The sequence below is a fragment of the Streptomyces abyssomicinicus genome, assembly GCF_008974245.1.
GTDB classification, from domain to species: domain Bacteria; phylum Actinomycetota; class Actinomycetes; order Streptomycetales; family Streptomycetaceae; genus Streptomyces; species Streptomyces abyssomicinicus.
This window is the reverse complement of sequence record NZ_BBZI01000008.1, coordinates 290,601-307,082: the sequence shown is the minus strand read 5'-3', so window position 1 is coordinate 307,082 and position 16,482 is coordinate 290,601. Positions and strand designations below refer to the sequence as shown.

The 16,482-nt window shown below is 72.6% G+C and carries 15 protein-coding genes; 9 read left to right on the top strand and 6 right to left on the bottom strand.

Features of this window, described 5'->3' with window-relative positions; genetic code table 11:
- The first annotated feature begins 12 nt into the window (after positions 1-12).
- The 3 genes from lipA (at position 13) to GBN72_RS18305 (ending at position 2,232) form a co-directional block, all read left to right on the top strand.
- Entirely contained in the window at positions 13-990 is a 978-nt protein-coding gene (gene lipA, locus GBN72_RS18315) for a lipoyl synthase (protein ID WP_151772929.1), read from the top strand.
- A 279-nt stretch (positions 991-1,269) separates the two neighbouring features.
- Positions 1,270-1,452, top strand: a complete 183-nt coding sequence (locus GBN72_RS18310; protein ID WP_151773300.1) for a hypothetical protein — start codon at positions 1,270-1,272, stop codon at positions 1,450-1,452.
- Between the two features lie 81 nt (positions 1,453-1,533).
- Positions 1,534-2,232: a DUF4191 domain-containing protein gene (locus GBN72_RS18305; protein WP_151772928.1), complete on the top strand. Its 699-nt coding sequence runs from the start codon at positions 1,534-1,536 to the stop codon at positions 2,230-2,232.
- A 244-nt stretch (positions 2,233-2,476) separates the two neighbouring features.
- Here GBN72_RS18305 and GBN72_RS18300 read toward each other — a convergent pair whose 3' ends face one another.
- Positions 2,477-2,944, bottom strand: coding sequence for an RDD family protein (locus GBN72_RS18300; protein WP_151772927.1), 468 nt, complete (start codon positions 2,942-2,944; stop codon positions 2,477-2,479).
- Positions 2,945-3,199: 255 nt separating this feature from the next.
- On the opposite strand from GBN72_RS18300, the gene glnA reads away from it, so the two are divergent.
- From glnA to GBN72_RS18285, 3 genes are all read left to right on the top strand, one after another.
- On the top strand, positions 3,200-4,609 hold the full coding sequence (gene glnA, locus GBN72_RS18295) for a type I glutamate--ammonia ligase (RefSeq protein WP_151772926.1): 1,410 nt from the start codon (positions 3,200-3,202) through the stop codon (positions 4,607-4,609).
- Positions 4,610-5,065: 456 nt separating this feature from the next.
- Positions 5,066-6,094 carry a glycoside hydrolase family 11 protein gene (locus GBN72_RS18290; RefSeq protein ID WP_151772925.1) on the top strand — a complete coding sequence of 343 codons (1,029 nt, stop codon included), beginning with the start codon at positions 5,066-5,068 and terminating at the stop codon, positions 6,092-6,094.
- Between the two features lie 128 nt (positions 6,095-6,222).
- Positions 6,223-6,846 (top strand): polysaccharide deacetylase family protein, encoded by a 624-nt coding sequence (locus GBN72_RS18285; RefSeq protein ID WP_151772924.1) that lies wholly within the window; start codon positions 6,223-6,225, stop codon positions 6,844-6,846.
- A gap of 163 nt (positions 6,847-7,009) precedes the next feature.
- On the opposite strand, the gene GBN72_RS18280 is transcribed toward GBN72_RS18285, so the two are convergent.
- Both GBN72_RS18280 and GBN72_RS18275 read right to left on the bottom strand, forming a co-directional pair.
- Positions 7,010-8,635, bottom strand: coding sequence for an FAD-dependent oxidoreductase (locus GBN72_RS18280; protein WP_151772923.1), 1,626 nt, complete (start codon positions 8,633-8,635; stop codon positions 7,010-7,012).
- 197 nt (positions 8,636-8,832) lie between these two features.
- Complete coding sequence (locus GBN72_RS18275; RefSeq protein WP_151772922.1) at positions 8,833-9,462, bottom strand: NAD(P)-dependent oxidoreductase; 630 nt, start codon at positions 9,460-9,462, stop codon at positions 8,833-8,835.
- 158 nt (positions 9,463-9,620) lie between these two features.
- On the opposite strand from GBN72_RS18275, the gene GBN72_RS18270 reads away from it, so the two are divergent.
- Positions 9,621-10,127 (top strand): anthrone oxygenase family protein, encoded by a 507-nt coding sequence (locus GBN72_RS18270; RefSeq protein WP_164540717.1) that lies wholly within the window; start codon positions 9,621-9,623, stop codon positions 10,125-10,127.
- Positions 10,128-10,187: 60 nt separating this feature from the next.
- Here the strand turns inward: GBN72_RS18270 and GBN72_RS18265 are convergent, their stop codons facing one another.
- Positions 10,188-11,117, bottom strand: coding sequence for a TIGR01777 family oxidoreductase (locus tag GBN72_RS18265; RefSeq protein WP_164540715.1), 930 nt, complete (start codon positions 11,115-11,117; stop codon positions 10,188-10,190).
- Between the two features lie 85 nt (positions 11,118-11,202).
- Between GBN72_RS18265 and GBN72_RS18260 the strand changes: the two genes are divergently transcribed.
- On the top strand, positions 11,203-11,709 hold the full coding sequence (locus tag GBN72_RS18260) for a GNAT family N-acetyltransferase (protein WP_151772919.1): 507 nt from the start codon (positions 11,203-11,205) through the stop codon (positions 11,707-11,709).
- 313 nt (positions 11,710-12,022) lie between these two features.
- On the top strand, positions 12,023-12,940 hold the full coding sequence (locus GBN72_RS18255) for a peptidoglycan recognition protein family protein (protein ID WP_151772918.1): 918 nt from the start codon (positions 12,023-12,025) through the stop codon (positions 12,938-12,940).
- Between the two features lie 45 nt (positions 12,941-12,985).
- Here the strand turns inward: GBN72_RS18255 and GBN72_RS18250 are convergent, their stop codons facing one another.
- Both GBN72_RS18250 and aceE read right to left on the bottom strand, forming a co-directional pair.
- Positions 12,986-13,513, bottom strand: coding sequence for a DUF4240 domain-containing protein (locus tag GBN72_RS18250; protein ID WP_151773299.1), 528 nt, complete (start codon positions 13,511-13,513; stop codon positions 12,986-12,988).
- 100 nt (positions 13,514-13,613) lie between these two features.
- Complete coding sequence (aceE, locus tag GBN72_RS18245; RefSeq protein WP_151772917.1) at positions 13,614-16,340, bottom strand: pyruvate dehydrogenase (acetyl-transferring), homodimeric type; 2,727 nt, start codon at positions 16,338-16,340, stop codon at positions 13,614-13,616.
- Positions 16,341-16,482: the final 142 nt, after the last annotated feature.

Here is a 16,482-nt window from a genome sequence, read left to right as displayed (position 1 = left end):
CAGGGAGCCGATGTGTCCGCAGTCGCACCCGACGGACGCAAGATGTTGCGCCTGGAGGTCCGGAACAGCCAGACCCCCATCGAGCGCAAGCCCGAGTGGATCAAGACCCGGGCGAAGATGGGTCCCGAGTACACGAAGATGCAGAACCTCGTGAAGAGCGAGGGCCTGCACACCGTCTGCCAGGAAGCCGGCTGCCCCAACATCTACGAGTGCTGGGAGGACCGCGAGGCGACCTTCCTCATCGGCGGCGACCAGTGCACCCGGCGCTGCGACTTCTGCCAGATCGACACCGGCAGGCCCGAGGCGCTCGACCGTGACGAGCCGCGCCGGGTGGGCGAGTCCGTGGTCACCATGGACCTGAACTACGCCACCATCACCGGTGTCGCCCGCGACGACCTCGAGGACGGCGGCGCCTGGCTGTACGCGGAGACCGTCCGCCAGATCCACCAGCAGACCGCCGCCCGCGAGGGCGGCCGGACCAAGGTCGAGCTGCTCGCCCCCGACTTCAACGCGGTGCCCGAGCTCCTCCAGCAGGTCTTCGAGTCCCGCCCCGAGGTCTTCGCGCACAACGTCGAGACGGTGCCCCGGATCTTCCGCCGGATCCGCCCCGGCTTCCGCTACGAGCGCTCCCTCGAGGTCATCACCAAGGCCCGCGAGTTCGGCCTGGTCACCAAGTCCAACCTGATCCTGGGCATGGGGGAGACCCGCGAGGAGATCAGCGAGGCCCTGCGCGACCTGCACGGCGCCGGCTGCGAGCTGATCACCATCACCCAGTACCTGCGGCCCTCCGTGCGCCACCACCCGGTGGAGCGCTGGGTCAAGCCCCAGGAGTTCGTGGAGCTCCAGCGGGAGGCCGAGGAGATCGGCTTCGCCGGCGTCATGTCCGGCCCGCTGGTCCGCTCCTCGTACCGCGCCGGACGGCTGTACGGCATGGCGATCGAGCAGCGCGCCGCGGGCGGCCTGAGCACCGCCGCCGCCCCGGCGGTCTGAGCCGCGCCGCCGCCCGCCGATGTCACCCCGCCCGCGTCCGTCCCACCAGTGGACGGGCGCGGGCACGCTTTTCATCCGGCTTTGACCGGTGGGTCACCCTCTGGTAACACCGTTCGAGGACTCTGTAACCCGGCGCGCGCCGCGCGCAGCCCACGACTCCCAGGGGGGAACGTGACCGTGACCACGGAGACCGTGCGAGCCGTGCAGGCCGTGCACACGACGCAGGGCGCGCCCGCCCGCGCCGCCGGGACCCGCGCCGCCGACCAGGCCCGCACCGCCGTGACCCCGCGCCGGGCGTCGCTGACGGGGGCGCTGCTCGCGGTGGAGGCGCTGCTGCTCGGCAGCGGTCAGCGCACCGCGCGGCGCAACGCGTGGAGCGGCGTCGTCGCGGACCGGCAGCGCGCCCGGGAGCGGGTCGAGGCGCAGCGCGTGCTCGACGGGGCGCCCGCGCTCCGCTCCTGACCGGTCACCGCACGGGACCGGCCGGGCACGGAGCGGGCACCGCCTTCGTGGCGGCGGGGTCGTGCACGTAGACTTCCAGACATGGCGAGGAAGGAAACCGCAGCGGAGTCTGCGAATGCCGGGCGACTCAAGCAGATCGCCCTGACGTACAAGATGACCCGCAGGGCCGACAAGAAGATCGGTCTTGTACTCGCGGCTGTCGGAATCATCACCTTCGGTGTCTTCCTCGCGATCGGCTTCTTGATCGGTCACCCGATCTACCTGGGCATCCTGGGTCTGCTGGTCGCCCTGCTGGCGACGGCGATCGTGTTCGGGCGCCGGGCCGAGCGGGCCGCCTTCGGGCAGATGGAGGGCCAGCCGGGCGCGGCAGCGGCGGTGCTGGACAACATCGGCCGGGGCTGGTCGACGACGCCGGCGGTCGCGATGAACCGCAGCCAGGACGTGGTGCACCGGGCGGTCGGCAAGGCCGGCATCGTGCTGGTCGCGGAGGGCAACCCCAACCGGGTGAAGAGCCTGCTCGTGGCCGAGAAGAAGAAGATGAACCGCATCGTCGCCGACGTGCCGGTGCACGACATCGTCGTGGGCAACGACGAGGGCCAGGTGCCGCTGAAGAAGCTGCGCACCACGATGATGAAGCTCCCCCGGGTGCTCACCGGCCCGCAGGTCACCACCACCAACGACCGGCTGCGGGCGATGGGCGACCTGATGAAGAACATGCCGCTTCCCAAGGGGCCCATGCCGAAGGGCATGAAGCTCCCCCGCGGCAGCAAGGGCCGCTGACCCGCTGCCCCCCGACCCCAACGTGAAGGGCGCCCGGTTCCCCCGGGCGCCCTTCCGCATGTCTGTCCCCTGGTCGGCCCGCCTGGCCGGCCCGTCCGGTGGTCGGCCTGTCCGGTCGTCATGCCCGGTGGTGTACCCGTTTCCGCCGGCCCCCGGGCCGCAGAAGCGGGCACACCGGTCCGCAGAAGCGGGCACACCGAGCCGCAGAAGCGGGCACACCGAGCCGGGAAACGGGCGGCGTGCGTCAGAGGCGGACTTCGACCGTGCCGGCGAGGCGGTCGTGGAGGCCGCGGCCGTCCCGGTCCCAGACCAGGGCGGGGAGGGCCAGGCACAGCAGCAGCGTCCGCAGGGCCGCCCGCCACGGCACCACCGTGCCTCCGGCGAGCGCGACCACCCGCAGCCCGAAGAGCCGCTTGCCCGGTGTGAAACCGAGGGTTCCCACGGTCAGCACGCCCAGCGCGAAGAAGATCAGCAGCGCCCAGTTACCCGTTGCCTGACCGTAACCATCGGTGATGAGACCGTATGCGATCAGCATGCAGAGACCCCAGTCCACGGCCAGCGCGCCGAGGCGCCGCCCGGGGCGCGCCACCGAGCCGGGGCCCTGCTCGGGCAGCCCGAGCTGCTGGCCGCGGTAGCCGAAGTCGACACCGGCCTCCTCCGCCGCCGCGCGGGGGCCGGAGAGCCACGATCCGAGTGCTTGCCTGTTGTCCACGGACTCCACGGTACTTGCCGTGCGCGCGCGTGGCGGAGGGCGGGGTGCGCCCGGCCGCCCGGGGCAGGACCATGGAAGGAGACCCTCGCGCGCCGGCGGCACGCCGTCGGCGAGCTGCCGGTTAACTTCCCGGAAACAAATGAGTCATGTTCGAGAAATCGCCGATCACTAGGGTCCCAGACAGCGTGTGTCACCGCACTGGCGCACGAAGTACTACCACCCCTGGCGGAACCGGCCGGGAGTAGGAGGAGCTGGATGTTCCAGAACGCCGACGAGGCCAAGAAGTTCATCGCCGATGAGGACGTCAAGTTCGTTGACGTTCGCTTCTGCGACCTGCCGGGCGTGATGCAGCACTTCACGATTCCCGCCGAGGCGTTCGACCCGCACGAGGAGCTCGCCTTCGACGGTTCGTCGATCCGCGGCTTCCAGGCCATTCACGAGTCGGACATGGCCCTGCGCGCCGACCTGAGCACGGCCCGTGTCGACCCCTTCCGCCGGGACAAGACCCTCAACATCAACTTCTTCATCCACGACCCGATCACGGGTGAGCAGTACTCCCGCGACCCGCGGAACGTGGCGAAGAAGGCCGAGGCCTACCTGGCGTCCACCGGCATCGCCGACACCGCCTTCTTCGGGCCCGAGGCCGAGTTCTACGTCTTCGACTCGGTGCGCTTCTCCACCGAGGCGAACCAGGCCTTCTACCACATCGACTCCGAGGCGGGCGCCTGGAACGTCGGTGCCACGGACAACAACCGCGGTTACAAGGTCAAGTACAAGGGCGGCTACTTCCCGGTCGCGCCGGTCGACCACTTCGCCGACCTGCGTGCCGAGATGTCCCTGGAGCTGGCCGCGTCCGGCCTCCAGGTCGAGCGCCAGCACCACGAGGTGGGCACCGCCGGCCAGGCGGAGATCAACTACAAGTTCAACACGCTGCTGGCCGCGGCCGACGACCTGATGCTGTTCAAGTACATCATCAAGAACGTCGCCTGGAGGAACGGCAAGTCCGCCACCTTCATGCCCAAGCCGATCTTCGGCGACAACGGCTCCGGCATGCACGTCCACATGTCCCTGTGGACCGACGGCCAGCCGCTGTTCTACGACGAGACCGGCTACGCCGGCCTGTCCGACATGGCCCGCCACTACATCGGCGGCATCCTCAAGCACGCCCCGTCGCTGCTGGCCTTCACCAACCCGACGGTGAACTCCTACCACCGCCTGGTCCCGGGCTTCGAGGCCCCGATCAACCTGGTGTACTCGCAGCGCAACCGCTCCGCCGCGATGCGCATCCCGATCACCGGTGCCAACCCGAAGGCCAAGCGCGTCGAGTTCCGTGCCCCGGACTCCTCCGGCAACCCGTACCTGGCCTTCGCCGCGCTGATGATGGCCGGCCTGGACGGCGTCAAGAACAAGATCGAGCCGGCCGAGCCGATCGACAAGGACCTCTACGAGCTGGCTCCCGAGGAGCACGCCAACGTGGCTCAGGTCCCGACCTCCCTCGACGCCGTGCTCAAGGCGCTGGAGGACGACCACGAGTACCTGCTCCAGGGTGACGTCTTCACGGCGGACCTGATCGAGACCTGGATCGAGTACAAGCGCACCAACGAGATCGCCCCGATCCAGCTGCGCCCGCACCCGCACGAGTTCGAGCTGTACTACGACATCTAGAAACCGTGCGGGCCGGAGCTGCTGCGTAGCGCTCCGGGCCGTACGTGGGCCGTGGGCCGTGTCTTCCCCCGTCGAGGGGGAGGGCACGGCCCACCGCCGTTCCGGTGGCGGTCCGCGACCGACGGGGTCGCGGTGATCGTCCTGTGCGCCATGCCGCCCCGTGGGGGGCGACGGCGCCGCGGGCCGGCCGGGCGGGCCGGCCGCCGACGTTGCGCAAGCACTTCGAAATTTTCGGAATCCGCCACCCGCCCCAGGTGACGTCCCTGGGCGGGGTTCTGGTCATCCTCGGCGCGGAGCCGTTCGCGGGTGCTCTAACACCGTTGTCAGCGGGGGGTCTTGAGCGGCCTGGGGCCTCAAGGGATTTCGAAAGTTCTACCGAAACAATTGACACGGATGTGCGTCTCCGCACACTGGTCATCAGTCGCCATCCCCCCACTCGCAAAGGAGGATTGACGGATGAACAGTGACGTTCAGCTCGTCGGCCGCAAGCGCCGCAGAGTTCCCTCCGTGATCCGCAGCGTCAGCGTCCTGATCGTGGCCTTCTTCGCCTACGTGGCCGGCTTCGCCCCGGCGAACGCGGCCACGGTCGTCACGTCCAACAGCACCGGCAATCACGACGGCTACTTCTACTCGTTCTGGCAGGAGGCCAGCGGCGGGTCCATGACCCTGAACTCGGGCGGCAACTACAGCCTGACCTGGAACACCAGCGCGAAGAACATCGTCGTGGGCAAGGGCTGGAACCCGGGCAACGCGACCAGCTCGGTCACGTACTCGGGCTCGTTCAACTGCAACGGCAACTGCTACCTCGCGCTGTACGGGTGGTACCAGAACCCGCTGGTCGAGTGGTACATCGTCGAGAACTACGGCAACTACAACCCCAGCAGCGGAGCCACTCGGGTGGGCTCGGTCCAGAGTGACGGCAGCACCTACGACCTGTACAAGGCCACCCGCACCAACGCCCCGTCCATCGAGGGCAACAAGACCTTCACCCAGTACTGGGCGGTCCGTCAGGCGAAGCGCACCGGCGGCACCATCACCAAGTCGAACATCTTCAACGCCTGGAAGAACGCCGGCCTGCAGTTCGGCTCCGCCAACTACGAGATCATGGCCACCGAGGGCTACAACAGCAGCGGCAGCTCCAACATCACGGTGAGCCGCGGCTCCTCCGGCGGCGGCGGCACCACCCCGCCGCCCACCACCCCGCCGCCCACCAACCCGGGCGGTTGCTCGGCGGTCCTGTCGGCGGGCGACAAGTGGAGCGACCGGTACAACCTCAACGTGTCGGTCAGCGGATCCAGCAACTGGACGGTCACGGTCAGGGTCCCGTCGCCGGAGAAGGTCCTGGCCACCTGGAACGTCTCGGCGAGCTATCCGGACGGCCAGACCCTGGTGGCGAAGTCCAACGGCAGCGGCAACAACTGGGGCATGACCATCCAGACGAACGGCACCTGGACCTGGCCCACCGTCAGCTGCAGCGCCGGCTGATCCGGTCCGGGCCCGTCCCCATGCCGGGCCCGGACCGGACCGAGGAAAGGCGCCACCAAGGATGAGGGGCCGCCCGGACGTACCGTGTCCGGGCGGCCCGAGCCGTCCCCCGACCAGGAGACCCACCCATGTCCACGTCGTTCCGTCCGCCCGCCGCCGGGGGCACCACCTGCCGCGGGTACGTCGGCCTCACGTTCGACGACGGGCCGTCGGGCCGCACCCCGGCCCTGCTGACCGCCCTGCGCGAGGCGGGGCTGCGGGCCACCATGTTCAACCAGGGCAACCATGTCGAGGCGGACCCCGGCCTGGTGCGCGCCCAGGTCGCCGCCGGGATGTGGGTGGCGAACCACAGCTACAGCCACCCGTACATGACCCGGCTCGACCCGGCCGCGATGGAGTCCGAGATCGCCCGGACGCAACGGGCCGTCGCCGCCGCCGGCGGAGGCGTCCCGACGCTGTTCCGCCCGCCGTACGGCGACACCGACGACACCCTCCGGGCCGCCGCGGCGAAGTACGGCCTCACGGAGATCCTCTGGGACGTCGACCCGCAGGACTGGAACGGCGCGAGCGCCGACGCCATCGTCGAGGCGGCCGGACGGCTCACCGACGGCCAGGTCATCCTCCTGCACGACTGGCCCGCCACCACCCTGGAGGCCGTCCCGCGGATCGGCCGGGTGCTGGCGGCCAAGGGGCTGCGCACGGGCAGGATCTGCCCGGTCACCGGCCGGGCGGTGGCGCCGGACGGGGCCTGAGGGTGCGGCGCGCGGCGGGATCGGGTCCGGGGCGTGGCGGTGACGCCGTGACCATGGCGTCGTGGCGGTGACGTCGTGGCCGTGACGTCGTGGCGGGGCCCGGCCGCTCCCTCGGCGAGGGCGCCGAGGGCCGGGCCCCTTCGTCCCGCCGGGCGCGGGCGGCCTACGCGGCCCGGGGCCGGGGGACGTGTTCGCCCGGGCGCAGCGCCGGGCCCGCGCCCAGGTCGCGCAGGACGGCGGCGGAGGCCCGCTGCCCCGAGTGCAGGGCGCCCTGCACCGTGCCGGTGTCCCGATGGTCGCCGCACACGTAGAGCCCGGCCAGCAGCCGCACCGACCGCCGCGGGTCGTGCGGCGGACGCATCACCGGCACCGCCTCGGCCGTGTGGTGCACCGCCAGGGTCTCCCACGACCGCGTCGACACCCCGTACAGCCTCGCCAGGTGGTCCCGCGCGGCACCGTCCACGTTCCGCGGCGGCGCCCCGAGCACCGTCGACGAAACCAGCGCGCGCCCGGCCGGCGCCCGCGTGGGGTCGACGCGGCTGACCACCGCGGTGTGTGCCACGGGCCCGCCGCGTTCGGCGTCCAGCAGCAGGAAGGAGCTGGTGTCCGGCGCCTCGGTGGTGGTGTGGTGGACCACCGTCACCGGGTGGAAGTCCGGCACCCGCAGCCCCGGCAGCAGCGCGGCGGCGGTCCGCGCGTCGGTGGCCAGCAGCACCGCGCGGCAGCGGAACTCGCCGTGCTCCGCCGTGGTCACCGAGGTCGTGGAGACGGAGGTGACCCGCACCCCGGTGTGCACCGTCCCCGGCGGCAGCGCACGGGCCAGCAGCTCCGGCACCACCTCCGCGCCGCCCTCCGGCACGCACAGCCGCCCGGTCGCCCAGGCACGCAACGCCAGGTCGGCGCACCGGCTCGACCCCGCCAGCTCCGGGTCGCACAGCAGCGCCGCGAGCAGCGGGCGCAGGAAGCCCTCCACCGTGCGCGCGGGCACGCCGCGCGCCGTCAGCGCCTCGGCGGCCGGCATCTCGGCACGGGCCAGCAGCCGCTCCACCGGCGTGGCGGCGATCTGGGCCAGCGCGGACGCCAGCCGCGCCCGCTCACCGGGACCGCCCGGCGCCCCGGGCCGGCCGGTGGCGGCCGGCTGCCACCCCGGGCGCGGACGGACCCGGCCCAGGCGGGGCCTGCGCGCCCGCAGACCGGCCATCCGGATCGCGGCCGCCGCCCCGGCGCGCGCCCGCGCCGGGACGGGATCCGGTGCGGGGTCCAGGACGGGGTGGGGGGCGGGGGAGTGGGTGGAGGAGGAGGGCGGGACCGGGGCGAGCGCGCCCGCCGCGACCCCCGGAGGAACGTTTCGCCACGGGTCGTCGCCGGCCCCCCGGTCCTCGGCCGCCCGGTGGGCCCCGTACGCCTCCGAGGGGTTGTTCACGCCCCCGTGCGCCCCCTCTTGCGCCGTGTGCGCTCCCCAAGCGCTCACGGGCACTCCCTCGGGGCCGCCCGCATGGTGACGCCGGCCCCCGCTGTGCACGAGCACCCCCGGCGCGAAGGGGCGCAGCACCAGGTCGTCCAGGCCCGGCGTGGTGCACAGTTCGGTGTACGAGGTGAACAACAGCTGACCGATCCGGTCCAGCCGGAAGCCGTCGACCTTCTCCGTCGACATCCTGCCGCCCACGAACGGGGCGGCCTCCAGGACTGCGGTGCTGACGCCTGCCGCGGCCAGCCGCAGAGCCGCCGACAGACCGGCGACTCCCGCTCCCACGACGACGACATCCGCCTTCTGTGCGGGCTGAAGCACGTGCCCCTCCTCGAGGTTGCGCGGCTGCTGGAGACGTGATGCCCCCAACTGCCCTCCGGAATACCCGAGTTCGGTACGTTTCGAGGTTAAGTCCGGGTGCCGCGCACCTGGTCCCGGGCATGGACCGGGCACGGTGGCACGGCGGTGGCACGGCAGTGGCACGCCGGATACGCGCCGGTGGTACGACAGCCGTCCGGTCAGCCGGTGATGACCGCGTCGCGGTGGATCCACCGCGGTTCGTGAGCGGCCGCGTGCAGGAACGCGGCGACGTCGGCCCTGCTGATCCTGGCCGCGAGTCTCATCCTCGTCCGGTCCTCGACGACGCGGTAGGCGCCGCGGGCGGGGCCGTTGGTCAGCGTCGTCGGGTAGACGAGTGTCCAGTCCATACCGCCGGCGCGGATCGTCGCCTCGGAGGCCTTCTTGTCGGCGAAGACGTCCCGCATGACGGTCCCGTACGCCGCCTTCAGCAGCACGTGCGCGGACGCGAAGGTGTCGCCGACCCCGAAGGAGGACATCCACACCAGACGTGTGACGCCCGTCCGTCGCGCCGCCTCCTGCAGGGCGTCCGCCGAGCGCGTGAACAGTCCGTGGGCGCGCAGGGACCGGCCGCGGCCCAGGGCGGAGATCACGGCGTCCTGCCCGGACATGGCCCTCTCGACGTCACCCGGCGAGGTGGCGTCGCCCTCGACGACCCTCACCCGGTCACCCACCGGCCCCAGTGCCGCAGGGCGCCGGACCAGCACCGTGACCGTGTCACCGTGCCGGAGGGCCTGGGCGACCAGGTGGCGGCCGGTGGGGCCGGTCGCGCCGAGGACGAGCAGTCTCATGCTGGGGCTCCCTGTGTTCCATGTCGGACATTCGTCGTCGAACCGTCCGCCGGTATGGTCGGTGACGCGGTGGTCGGGCCCGTCTGCGCCTGACCGCAAAGCTACTCCCGGGACGCGAGGAAGAGGGGCGCCCCCGCCGGAGGCCGATGGGAGCGCGGATGACGGCAAGCACCCGACTTGTCCGGACGGCCCGCTGGGCGAGCCTGCTGGGCGGCGGGCTGTACGCCGGCGGCGCCCTGGCCACGCTCGTCCTCGAACTGGCCGTACGGAGTTTGGACGGACCGGCCTACGTCGAGTTCCGGCAAGCGACCCACGTCTACTTTCCCTGGCTCATCGGCGCGTTGCTGGTGCCCACCTACGCGGCCGTGGTGATGCTGGCCGTCCTGGCGCACAGGGCCGGCAGTCTCGCGTTCAGGCCCGCGGTCGCCGCGCTCGTGCTGCTCGTGCTGGCCCTCGTGGTCTCCTTCGCGTTCAACGCCCCCGTCAACGTCGAGCAGACGGGCTGGAATCCGCAGGACCCCCCGGCGGACTGGGCGGACATCCGGGACCACTGGCAGATCGCCCACGCGGTCCGGACCGCCTTCTGCCTGACCGCGCTCGGCTGCCTCGGGTCGGCGGTGATCGACCGGCCCTTCGGGGGCGTCGAGGCACCCGGAAGTCGGTGACGGCCGGGCAGGGTGGCACGCCGGCGCGACAAGCGGCGCGCCCCGTGCCCGGTCCCGCACTCAGTCCTTCAGCGCCGCCCGGACCGCCGACTTCACGTCGGGGCACGAGAAGGAGAAGCCGGACTCCAGCAGCCGCTTCGGAACCACCCGCGCGCTGCCCAGCACGTTCTGGCTCATCTCCCCGAGCACGGCCCGCAGCACCGGCATGGGCACCGTGAGGACCGCGGGCCGCCGCAGCACCTTCGCCATCGCGGCCGTCACCTCCCGGTTCGTCGCCGGGGCCGGGGCCGTCACGTTGAACGGGCCCTCCAGCCCGGGGGAGTCCAACAGGTGCCGCAGTGCGGCCACCTCGTCCTGGAGGGCGACGAAGGACCAGTACTGACGTCCGTCCCCGAGCCGCCCGCCCAGACCCGCGCGGAACAGCGGGAACAGGCGCCCCCAGGCGCCGCCCCGCCGCGCCACCACCAGCCCGGTCCGCGCCAGCACCGTCCGCACGCCCGCCTCACGCGCCGGATCCGCGGCCGCCTCCCATTCCACGGACAGCTCCGGCAGGAACCCCCGCCCGGGCGGCGCGCCCTCGTCCACCGGGAAGTCCCCGGTCTCGCCGTAGTAGCCGATCGCGCTGCCGTTGAGGAAGACCTTCGGCGGCCTCTCCATCGCCGCCACCGCCCCGGCCAGCGCCGTCGTCCCCCGTACCCGGCTGTCACGGATCTCCCGCTTGTAGGCCTCCGTCCACCGCCGGTCCCCGACGCCCGCGCCCGCCAGGTTCACCACCGCGTCGCAGCCGTCCAGCACCGCGGGGTCCAGCCGTGCCGAGGCAGGATCCCACCGGGCCTCGCCCGGGCCCCGGGGCTCCCGGCGCACCAGCCGGAGCACCCGGTGGCCGTCCGCCTCCAGGGACCGGGCCAGCGCAGTGCCGGTCAGACCGGAGGCCCCGGCCACGGCGACGGTCCAGGGGCCGGTCGGTTCGCTTGCTTCCCTCGGTTCCATGCCGCCATCCTCGCGGACCACCGGCCCCGGAGGCCGCCCCGAAACCGCTTTCCCCCGGTGTGGCGCGCGGACGTACGATGCCGCCATGCCGACCAGCGCCGAAGCCGACACCGCCACCCTGATCCGACCGGCCCGCCTCGAGGACGGCGAGGCCCTGAACCTCCTCGACCGGGAGACCTGGTCCTTCCTGCACGCAGTGGCGCCCCCGCCCGAGCCGGGGCAGCCCTTCTTCGACGAACGCCACCCGGTCGGCGACCTCCTGGTGGCCGAGGCCGACGGCGAGGTGGCCGGCTACGTCCGGGTGGCCCGGCCCACCCCGCTGGCCGCCAACGCGCACGTGCTGCAGATCCAGGGCCTCGTCCTGTCCGAGCGCGCCCGCGGCCGAGGCCTCGGCAAGGCCCTGATGCGCGCCGCCGAGGACCAGGCCCGCCGCCGCGGCGCCCGCCGCCTCACTCTCCGCGTCCTCGGCCACAACGCCCCCGCCCGCGCCCTCTACGCCTCCCTGGGCTACGCGGTCGAGGGCATCCTGCCGGAGGAGATGCTGCTCGACGGCGCCTACGTCGACGACGTTCTGATGGGCAAGTTCCTGTAACGCACCGCCGGCCCGGGCCCCCCGGGGCGCCGGACCGCCACCGCGGCCGCCGGTCCACGGCGGACGGAGCGGCCTGCCCGGCCTGCCCGGTCTGAGCTGCCCGGTCCTGGTCGTCGGCCGGGGCCCGCCCCCCCCCGTCGCTCCGCCCGCCCCGCGGGGACGCCGTGCGTCGACGGCCGGGCCGGCGCCGCCCGCGACCGTCCGGCCGCCCGGCCATGGCACCGCCGCCCGGCCATGGCACCGCCGGCCGCCGCGGTCACCCGCCCGGCCCTCACCGATCGCGTCCCGGGGCCCGGCGGCCGACAGTGGGACCATGCGCGCCTCCCGCATATCCACCGAGATCGTGGCCGCCGCCCGTGAGCTGCTCCGGGGCCAGGGCCCGCGCCCTGGTGGGCGCGGACCGGGGCGGCGCGGAAAGCGGGGACGCCCCAGCGCCGAGGTGGTGCTGCCGCCCGTGATAGCCCTGCTGGTGCTGGTGTTCGTGCTGATGCTGCCCGGGCAGAGCGACGACCGGGCGCTGCCGCGCGGACCCGCCGCGCCGAGCGGACCCGCCGCGTCGGGCGGGCACCGCCACGGGGCGCCCGCGCCGCGGATCCTGCCCCGGTCCGCCTGGCTGACGCCCGGCGACGAACGGCACGCCCGGGAGGCCGGACAGGACCGGAAGCAGGGAGAGACCAAACCGCCGCCGAAGTACGACGACAAGGTCGTCGCCATGTTCGTCCACCACACCGACTCGCCCAACGGCTACGACTGCGCCGAGACCCCGGGCATCATCCGGCGGATCAGCGCCGACCAGACGGCGGGGCGGCACTGGGACGACATCGGCTACAACTTCCTGGTGGACCGCTGCGGCACCATCTACGAGGGCCGGGCCGGCGGCTCGGACAGGGCCGTCACCGGCGCCCACACCCAGGGGTTCAACCACCGCACCGTGGGCGTCGCCGCCATCGGCACCTTCACGCAGGGCGCGGAGGTCCCGGAGGCCATGACCGAGGCCATCGCGCGGCTCGCCGCCTGGAAGCTGGGACTGACCGGAATGGACCCGCGCGCCGACGTGCGGCTCGTGTCGAGCAACGGCAAGAGCCGGTTCAAGAAGGGCGAGACGGCGGAGCTGCCGGTGATCGCCGGGCACGACGACGGCTATCGGACGGACTGCCCGGGAGCCGCGCTCAAGGCGCATCTGCCGCTCATCCGGGAACGCGCCGCCCAGCTCCAGGGACGGACCGCGTGAGGAGCCCCGCCCGCACGGGACCCCTGACCGCGTGAGGTGCCGGACTCACTCCTCGCCGCCCACGAAACGGTCCCAGAGCCGCGGGTACCGCTCGGCGAGCGCGTCGTCGTCCTCCAGGTCGAACGGCTCGCCCTCCGGCTCCGGCGGCGGGGCCGGGAGACCGAGGTCGGGGGTGACCAGGCCGGTCAGCCGCTCGTACGCCTCGTCCGCCGCGTAGCCGAGTTCCTCCCCGTCGCCGTCGATCTCCTCGTCGAAGTCGCCGAGCAGGTCCGCCAGCGCGTCCGGGTCGTGCAGCGCGCCCTCGAAGACCTCCCGGCCCTGGCCGATCAGCCAGCACCGGAACCAGTCGAACGCGTCGTCGTCCGCACCGTCGAGGAGCACCCAGGCCGCGCCCCACAGGTCCCGGCGGAAGGCCCGGTCGTACCGGGACTCGAAGTGGCGGGCGAAGTCGAGGACCGACTCCGGATCGAGCTGGACGAGACGCTCCACCAGCAGGTCGGCCTGCTCCTCCGGATCGCCCCCGGCCTCCTCGCGGGCCGCGTCCACCAGTTGCCAGAACTCCGCTTCGTCCATCACGCAACCCAGCATCGTCCCTGAGGGCGGCGAACGCACCCGGGCACGACGGAGGGGGACGGCACTACTTCACCGTCCCCCTCCTGTCACCACATGACCCTTACAGCCCGTAGCGCTCCCGGGCCTCCTTCACCGCGGTGGCCTTGACCTCGCCGCGGCGGGCGAGCTGGGCCAGGGCGGCGACCACGATCGACTCGGCGTCGACGCCGAAGTGGCGGCGGGCCGCGTCACGGGTGTCGGAGAGACCGAAGCCGTCCGCGCCCAGCGACGACCAGTCCTGCTCGACCCACTGCGCGATCTGGTCGGGGACCTGGCGCATGTAGTCGGAGACGGCGAGCACCGGGCCCTGGGCGCCGGCCAGCGCCTGGCGGAGATACGGCACCCGCTCCTCGCCGCGCAGGATCGCCTCGTCGGCCTCCAGCGCGTCGCGGCGCAGCTCCGTCCAGGAGGTCGCCGACCACACGTCGGCGGCCACGCCCCAGTCCTCGGCCAGCTTGCGCTGGGCGTCGAGCGCCCAGTGGATCGCCGTGCCGGAACCCAGCAGCTGCACGCGCGGGGCGTTGGCGGCCGGGGTCAGACCGGCGGTCTCGGCCGTGTTGAAGCGGTAGAGGCCCTTGACGATGCCCTCGTCGATCCCGCCGACGGCCGGCTTGGCCGGCTGCGGCATGGGCTCGTTGTAGACGGTGAGGTAGTAGAAGACGTCCTGGTCCTCACCCGGCTTGGCCTCGCCGTACATGCGGCGCAGGCCCTCCTTGACGATGGCCGCGACCTCGTAGGCGAAGGCCGGGTCGTACGACAGGGCGGCCGGGTTGGTGGCCGCGATGACCGGGGAGTGGCCGTCGGCGTGCTGGAGGCCCTCACCGGTCAGGGTGGTGCGGCCCGCGGTGGCTCCGACCAGGAAGCCGCGGCCGAGCTGGTCGCCGAGCTGCCACATCTGGTCGGCCGTGCGCTGCCAGCCGAACATCGAGTAGAAGATGTAGAACGGGATCATCGCCTCGCCGTGCGTGGAGTACGCGGTCGCGGCGGCGATGAAGTCGGCCATGGAACCGGCCTCGGTGATCCCCTCGTTGAGGATCTGGCCGTTCTTGGCCTCCTTGTAGTACATCAGCTGGTCGCGGTCGACCGGCTCGTACGTCTGCCCCTTGGGGGAGTAGATGCCGAGCGACGGGAAGAGCGACTCCATGCCGAAGGTGCGCGCCTCGTCGGGGACGATCGGCACCCAGCGCTTGCCGGTCTCCTTGTCGCGGACCAGGTCCTTGATCAGGCGGACGAACGCCATCGTGGTGGCGACGTTCTGCGAGCCGGAGCCCTTGTCGAAGGAGGCGAACGCCTTCTCCGCCGGAGCCGGCAGCGGGGCGAGGGGGTGCACGCGGCGGGCCGGGGCCGGACCGCCGAGCGCCGCGCGGCGCTCCTGGAGGTAGCGGACCTCGGCGGAGTCGGCGCCCGGGTGGCCGTAGGGGACGACGCCGTCGGTGAAGTCGCTGTCCTTGATCGGGAGGTCCAGCGCGTCCCGCATGCGCTTGAACTCGTCCGTCGACAGCTTCTTCATCTGGTGGTTGGCGTTCTTGGACGCGAAGCCCTCGCCGAGGGTGTGGCCCTTGACCGTCTGCGCCAGGATCACCGTCGGGGCGCCCTTGAACTCCACGGCGGCCTTGTACGCGGCGTACACCTTGCGGGGCTCGTGGCCGCCGCGGGAGAAGTGGAAACAGTCGAGGATCTTGTCGTCGCTCAGCAGCTTCGCCATCTCGGCGAGCGCCGGGTCCTTGCCGAAGAAGTCCTCGCGGATGTAGGCGGCGCCGCGCGTCTGGTACGTCTGGACCTGGGCGTCCGGCACCTCGCGCAGACGTCGGACCAGCGCGCCGGTGGTGTCGAGCTGGAGCAGCTCGTCCCAGGCGGAGCCCCAGAGGGTCTTGACGACGTTCCAGCCGGCGCCGCGGAACTGGGCCTCCAGCTCCTGCACGATCTTGAAGTTGGCGCGGACCGGGCCGTCGAGGCGCTGCAGGTTGCAGTTGATGACGAAGGTCAGGTTGTCCAGACCCTCGCGGGCCGCCAGGGCGAGCGCCGCGGTCGACTCCGGCTCGTCCATCTCGCCGTCGCCGAGGAACGCCCACACGTGCGAGGCGGAGACGTCCTTGATGCCGCGGTTGGTCAGGTAGCGGTTGAACCGCGCCTGGTAGATCGCGGAGAGCGGGCCCAGGCCCATGGAGACCGTCGGGAACTCCCACAGCCAGGGCAGGCGGCGCGGGTGCGGATAGGACGGCAGGCCCTCGCCGCCGGACTCGCGGCGGAAGTTGTCCAGGTGGGCCTCGGTGAGGCGGCCGTCCAGGAACGCGCGGGCGTAGACGCCGGGGGAGGCGTGGCCCTGTACGTAGATCTGGTCGCCGGAGCCGGGAGCCTCGGGGGACTCCTTGCCCTTGAAGAAGTGGTTGAAGCCGGTCTCGTACAGCCAGGCCGCGGAGGCGAAGGTCGCGATGTGGCCGCCGACGCCGTACTTGCTGCCGCGGGTCACCATGGCGGCCGCGTTCCAGCGGTTCCAGGCCGTGATCCGGGCCTCCATCTCCGGGTCGCCGGGCACCTCGGGCTCACCGGCGGTGGGGATGGTGTTGATGTAGTCGGTCTCGAGGAGCTTGGGCAGCGCGACACCCGCGCCCTCGGCACGCTCCAGGGTGCGGCGCATCAGGTACGCGGCACGGTGCGGGCCGGCGGCCTCGGCGACCGCGTCGAGCGAGGCCTGCCACTCGGCGGTCTCCTCGCGGTCGCGGTCCGGAAGCTGGTCCAGCGCGCTGTGCGGGACTCCGTGGGGCCGGATGGCGTGGGGGTCGGTCATGTCGCCGCCTTCCTCAGTCGAAGGGGTGCGGATGCGCGCGGGGTGCGCGCGGTGCGGGGTGCCCTTGGTCTTTGGCAGGACAGGGCGAGGTCGGGCCTCCGGGTGGGAGGCCCGCGGCGACTGTAACTCCCTGATCGATGAT

Bases quoted from the DNA above. Each gene is read 5' to 3' on its own strand.
- GBN72_RS18305 (WP_151772928.1), top strand. From the start codon at position 1,534: ATGGCGAGGAAGGAAACCGCAGCGGAGTCTGCGAATGCCGGGCGACTC.
- glnA (WP_151772926.1), top strand. From the start codon at position 3,200: ATGTTCCAGAACGCCGACGAGGCCAAGAAGTTCATCGCCGATGAGGAC.
- GBN72_RS18290 (WP_151772925.1), top strand. From the start codon at position 5,066: ATGAACAGTGACGTTCAGCTCGTCGGCCGCAAGCGCCGCAGAGTTCCC.
- GBN72_RS18285 (WP_151772924.1), top strand. From the start codon at position 6,223: ATGTCCACGTCGTTCCGTCCGCCCGCCGCCGGGGGCACCACCTGCCGC.
- GBN72_RS18275 (WP_151772922.1), bottom strand. From the start codon at position 9,462: ATGAGACTGCTCGTCCTCGGCGCGACCGGCCCCACCGGCCGCCACCTG.
- GBN72_RS18270 (WP_164540717.1), top strand. From the start codon at position 9,621: ATGACGGCAAGCACCCGACTTGTCCGGACGGCCCGCTGGGCGAGCCTG.
- GBN72_RS18265 (WP_164540715.1), bottom strand. From the start codon at position 11,117: ATGGAACCGAGGGAAGCAAGCGAACCGACCGGCCCCTGGACCGTCGCC.
- GBN72_RS18260 (WP_151772919.1), top strand. From the start codon at position 11,203: ATGCCGACCAGCGCCGAAGCCGACACCGCCACCCTGATCCGACCGGCC.
- GBN72_RS18255 (WP_151772918.1), top strand. From the start codon at position 12,023: ATGCGCGCCTCCCGCATATCCACCGAGATCGTGGCCGCCGCCCGTGAG.
- GBN72_RS18250 (WP_151773299.1), bottom strand. From the start codon at position 13,513: ATGGACGAAGCGGAGTTCTGGCAACTGGTGGACGCGGCCCGCGAGGAG.
- aceE (WP_151772917.1), bottom strand. From the start codon at position 16,340: ATGACCGACCCCCACGCCATCCGGCCCCACGGAGTCCCGCACAGCGCG.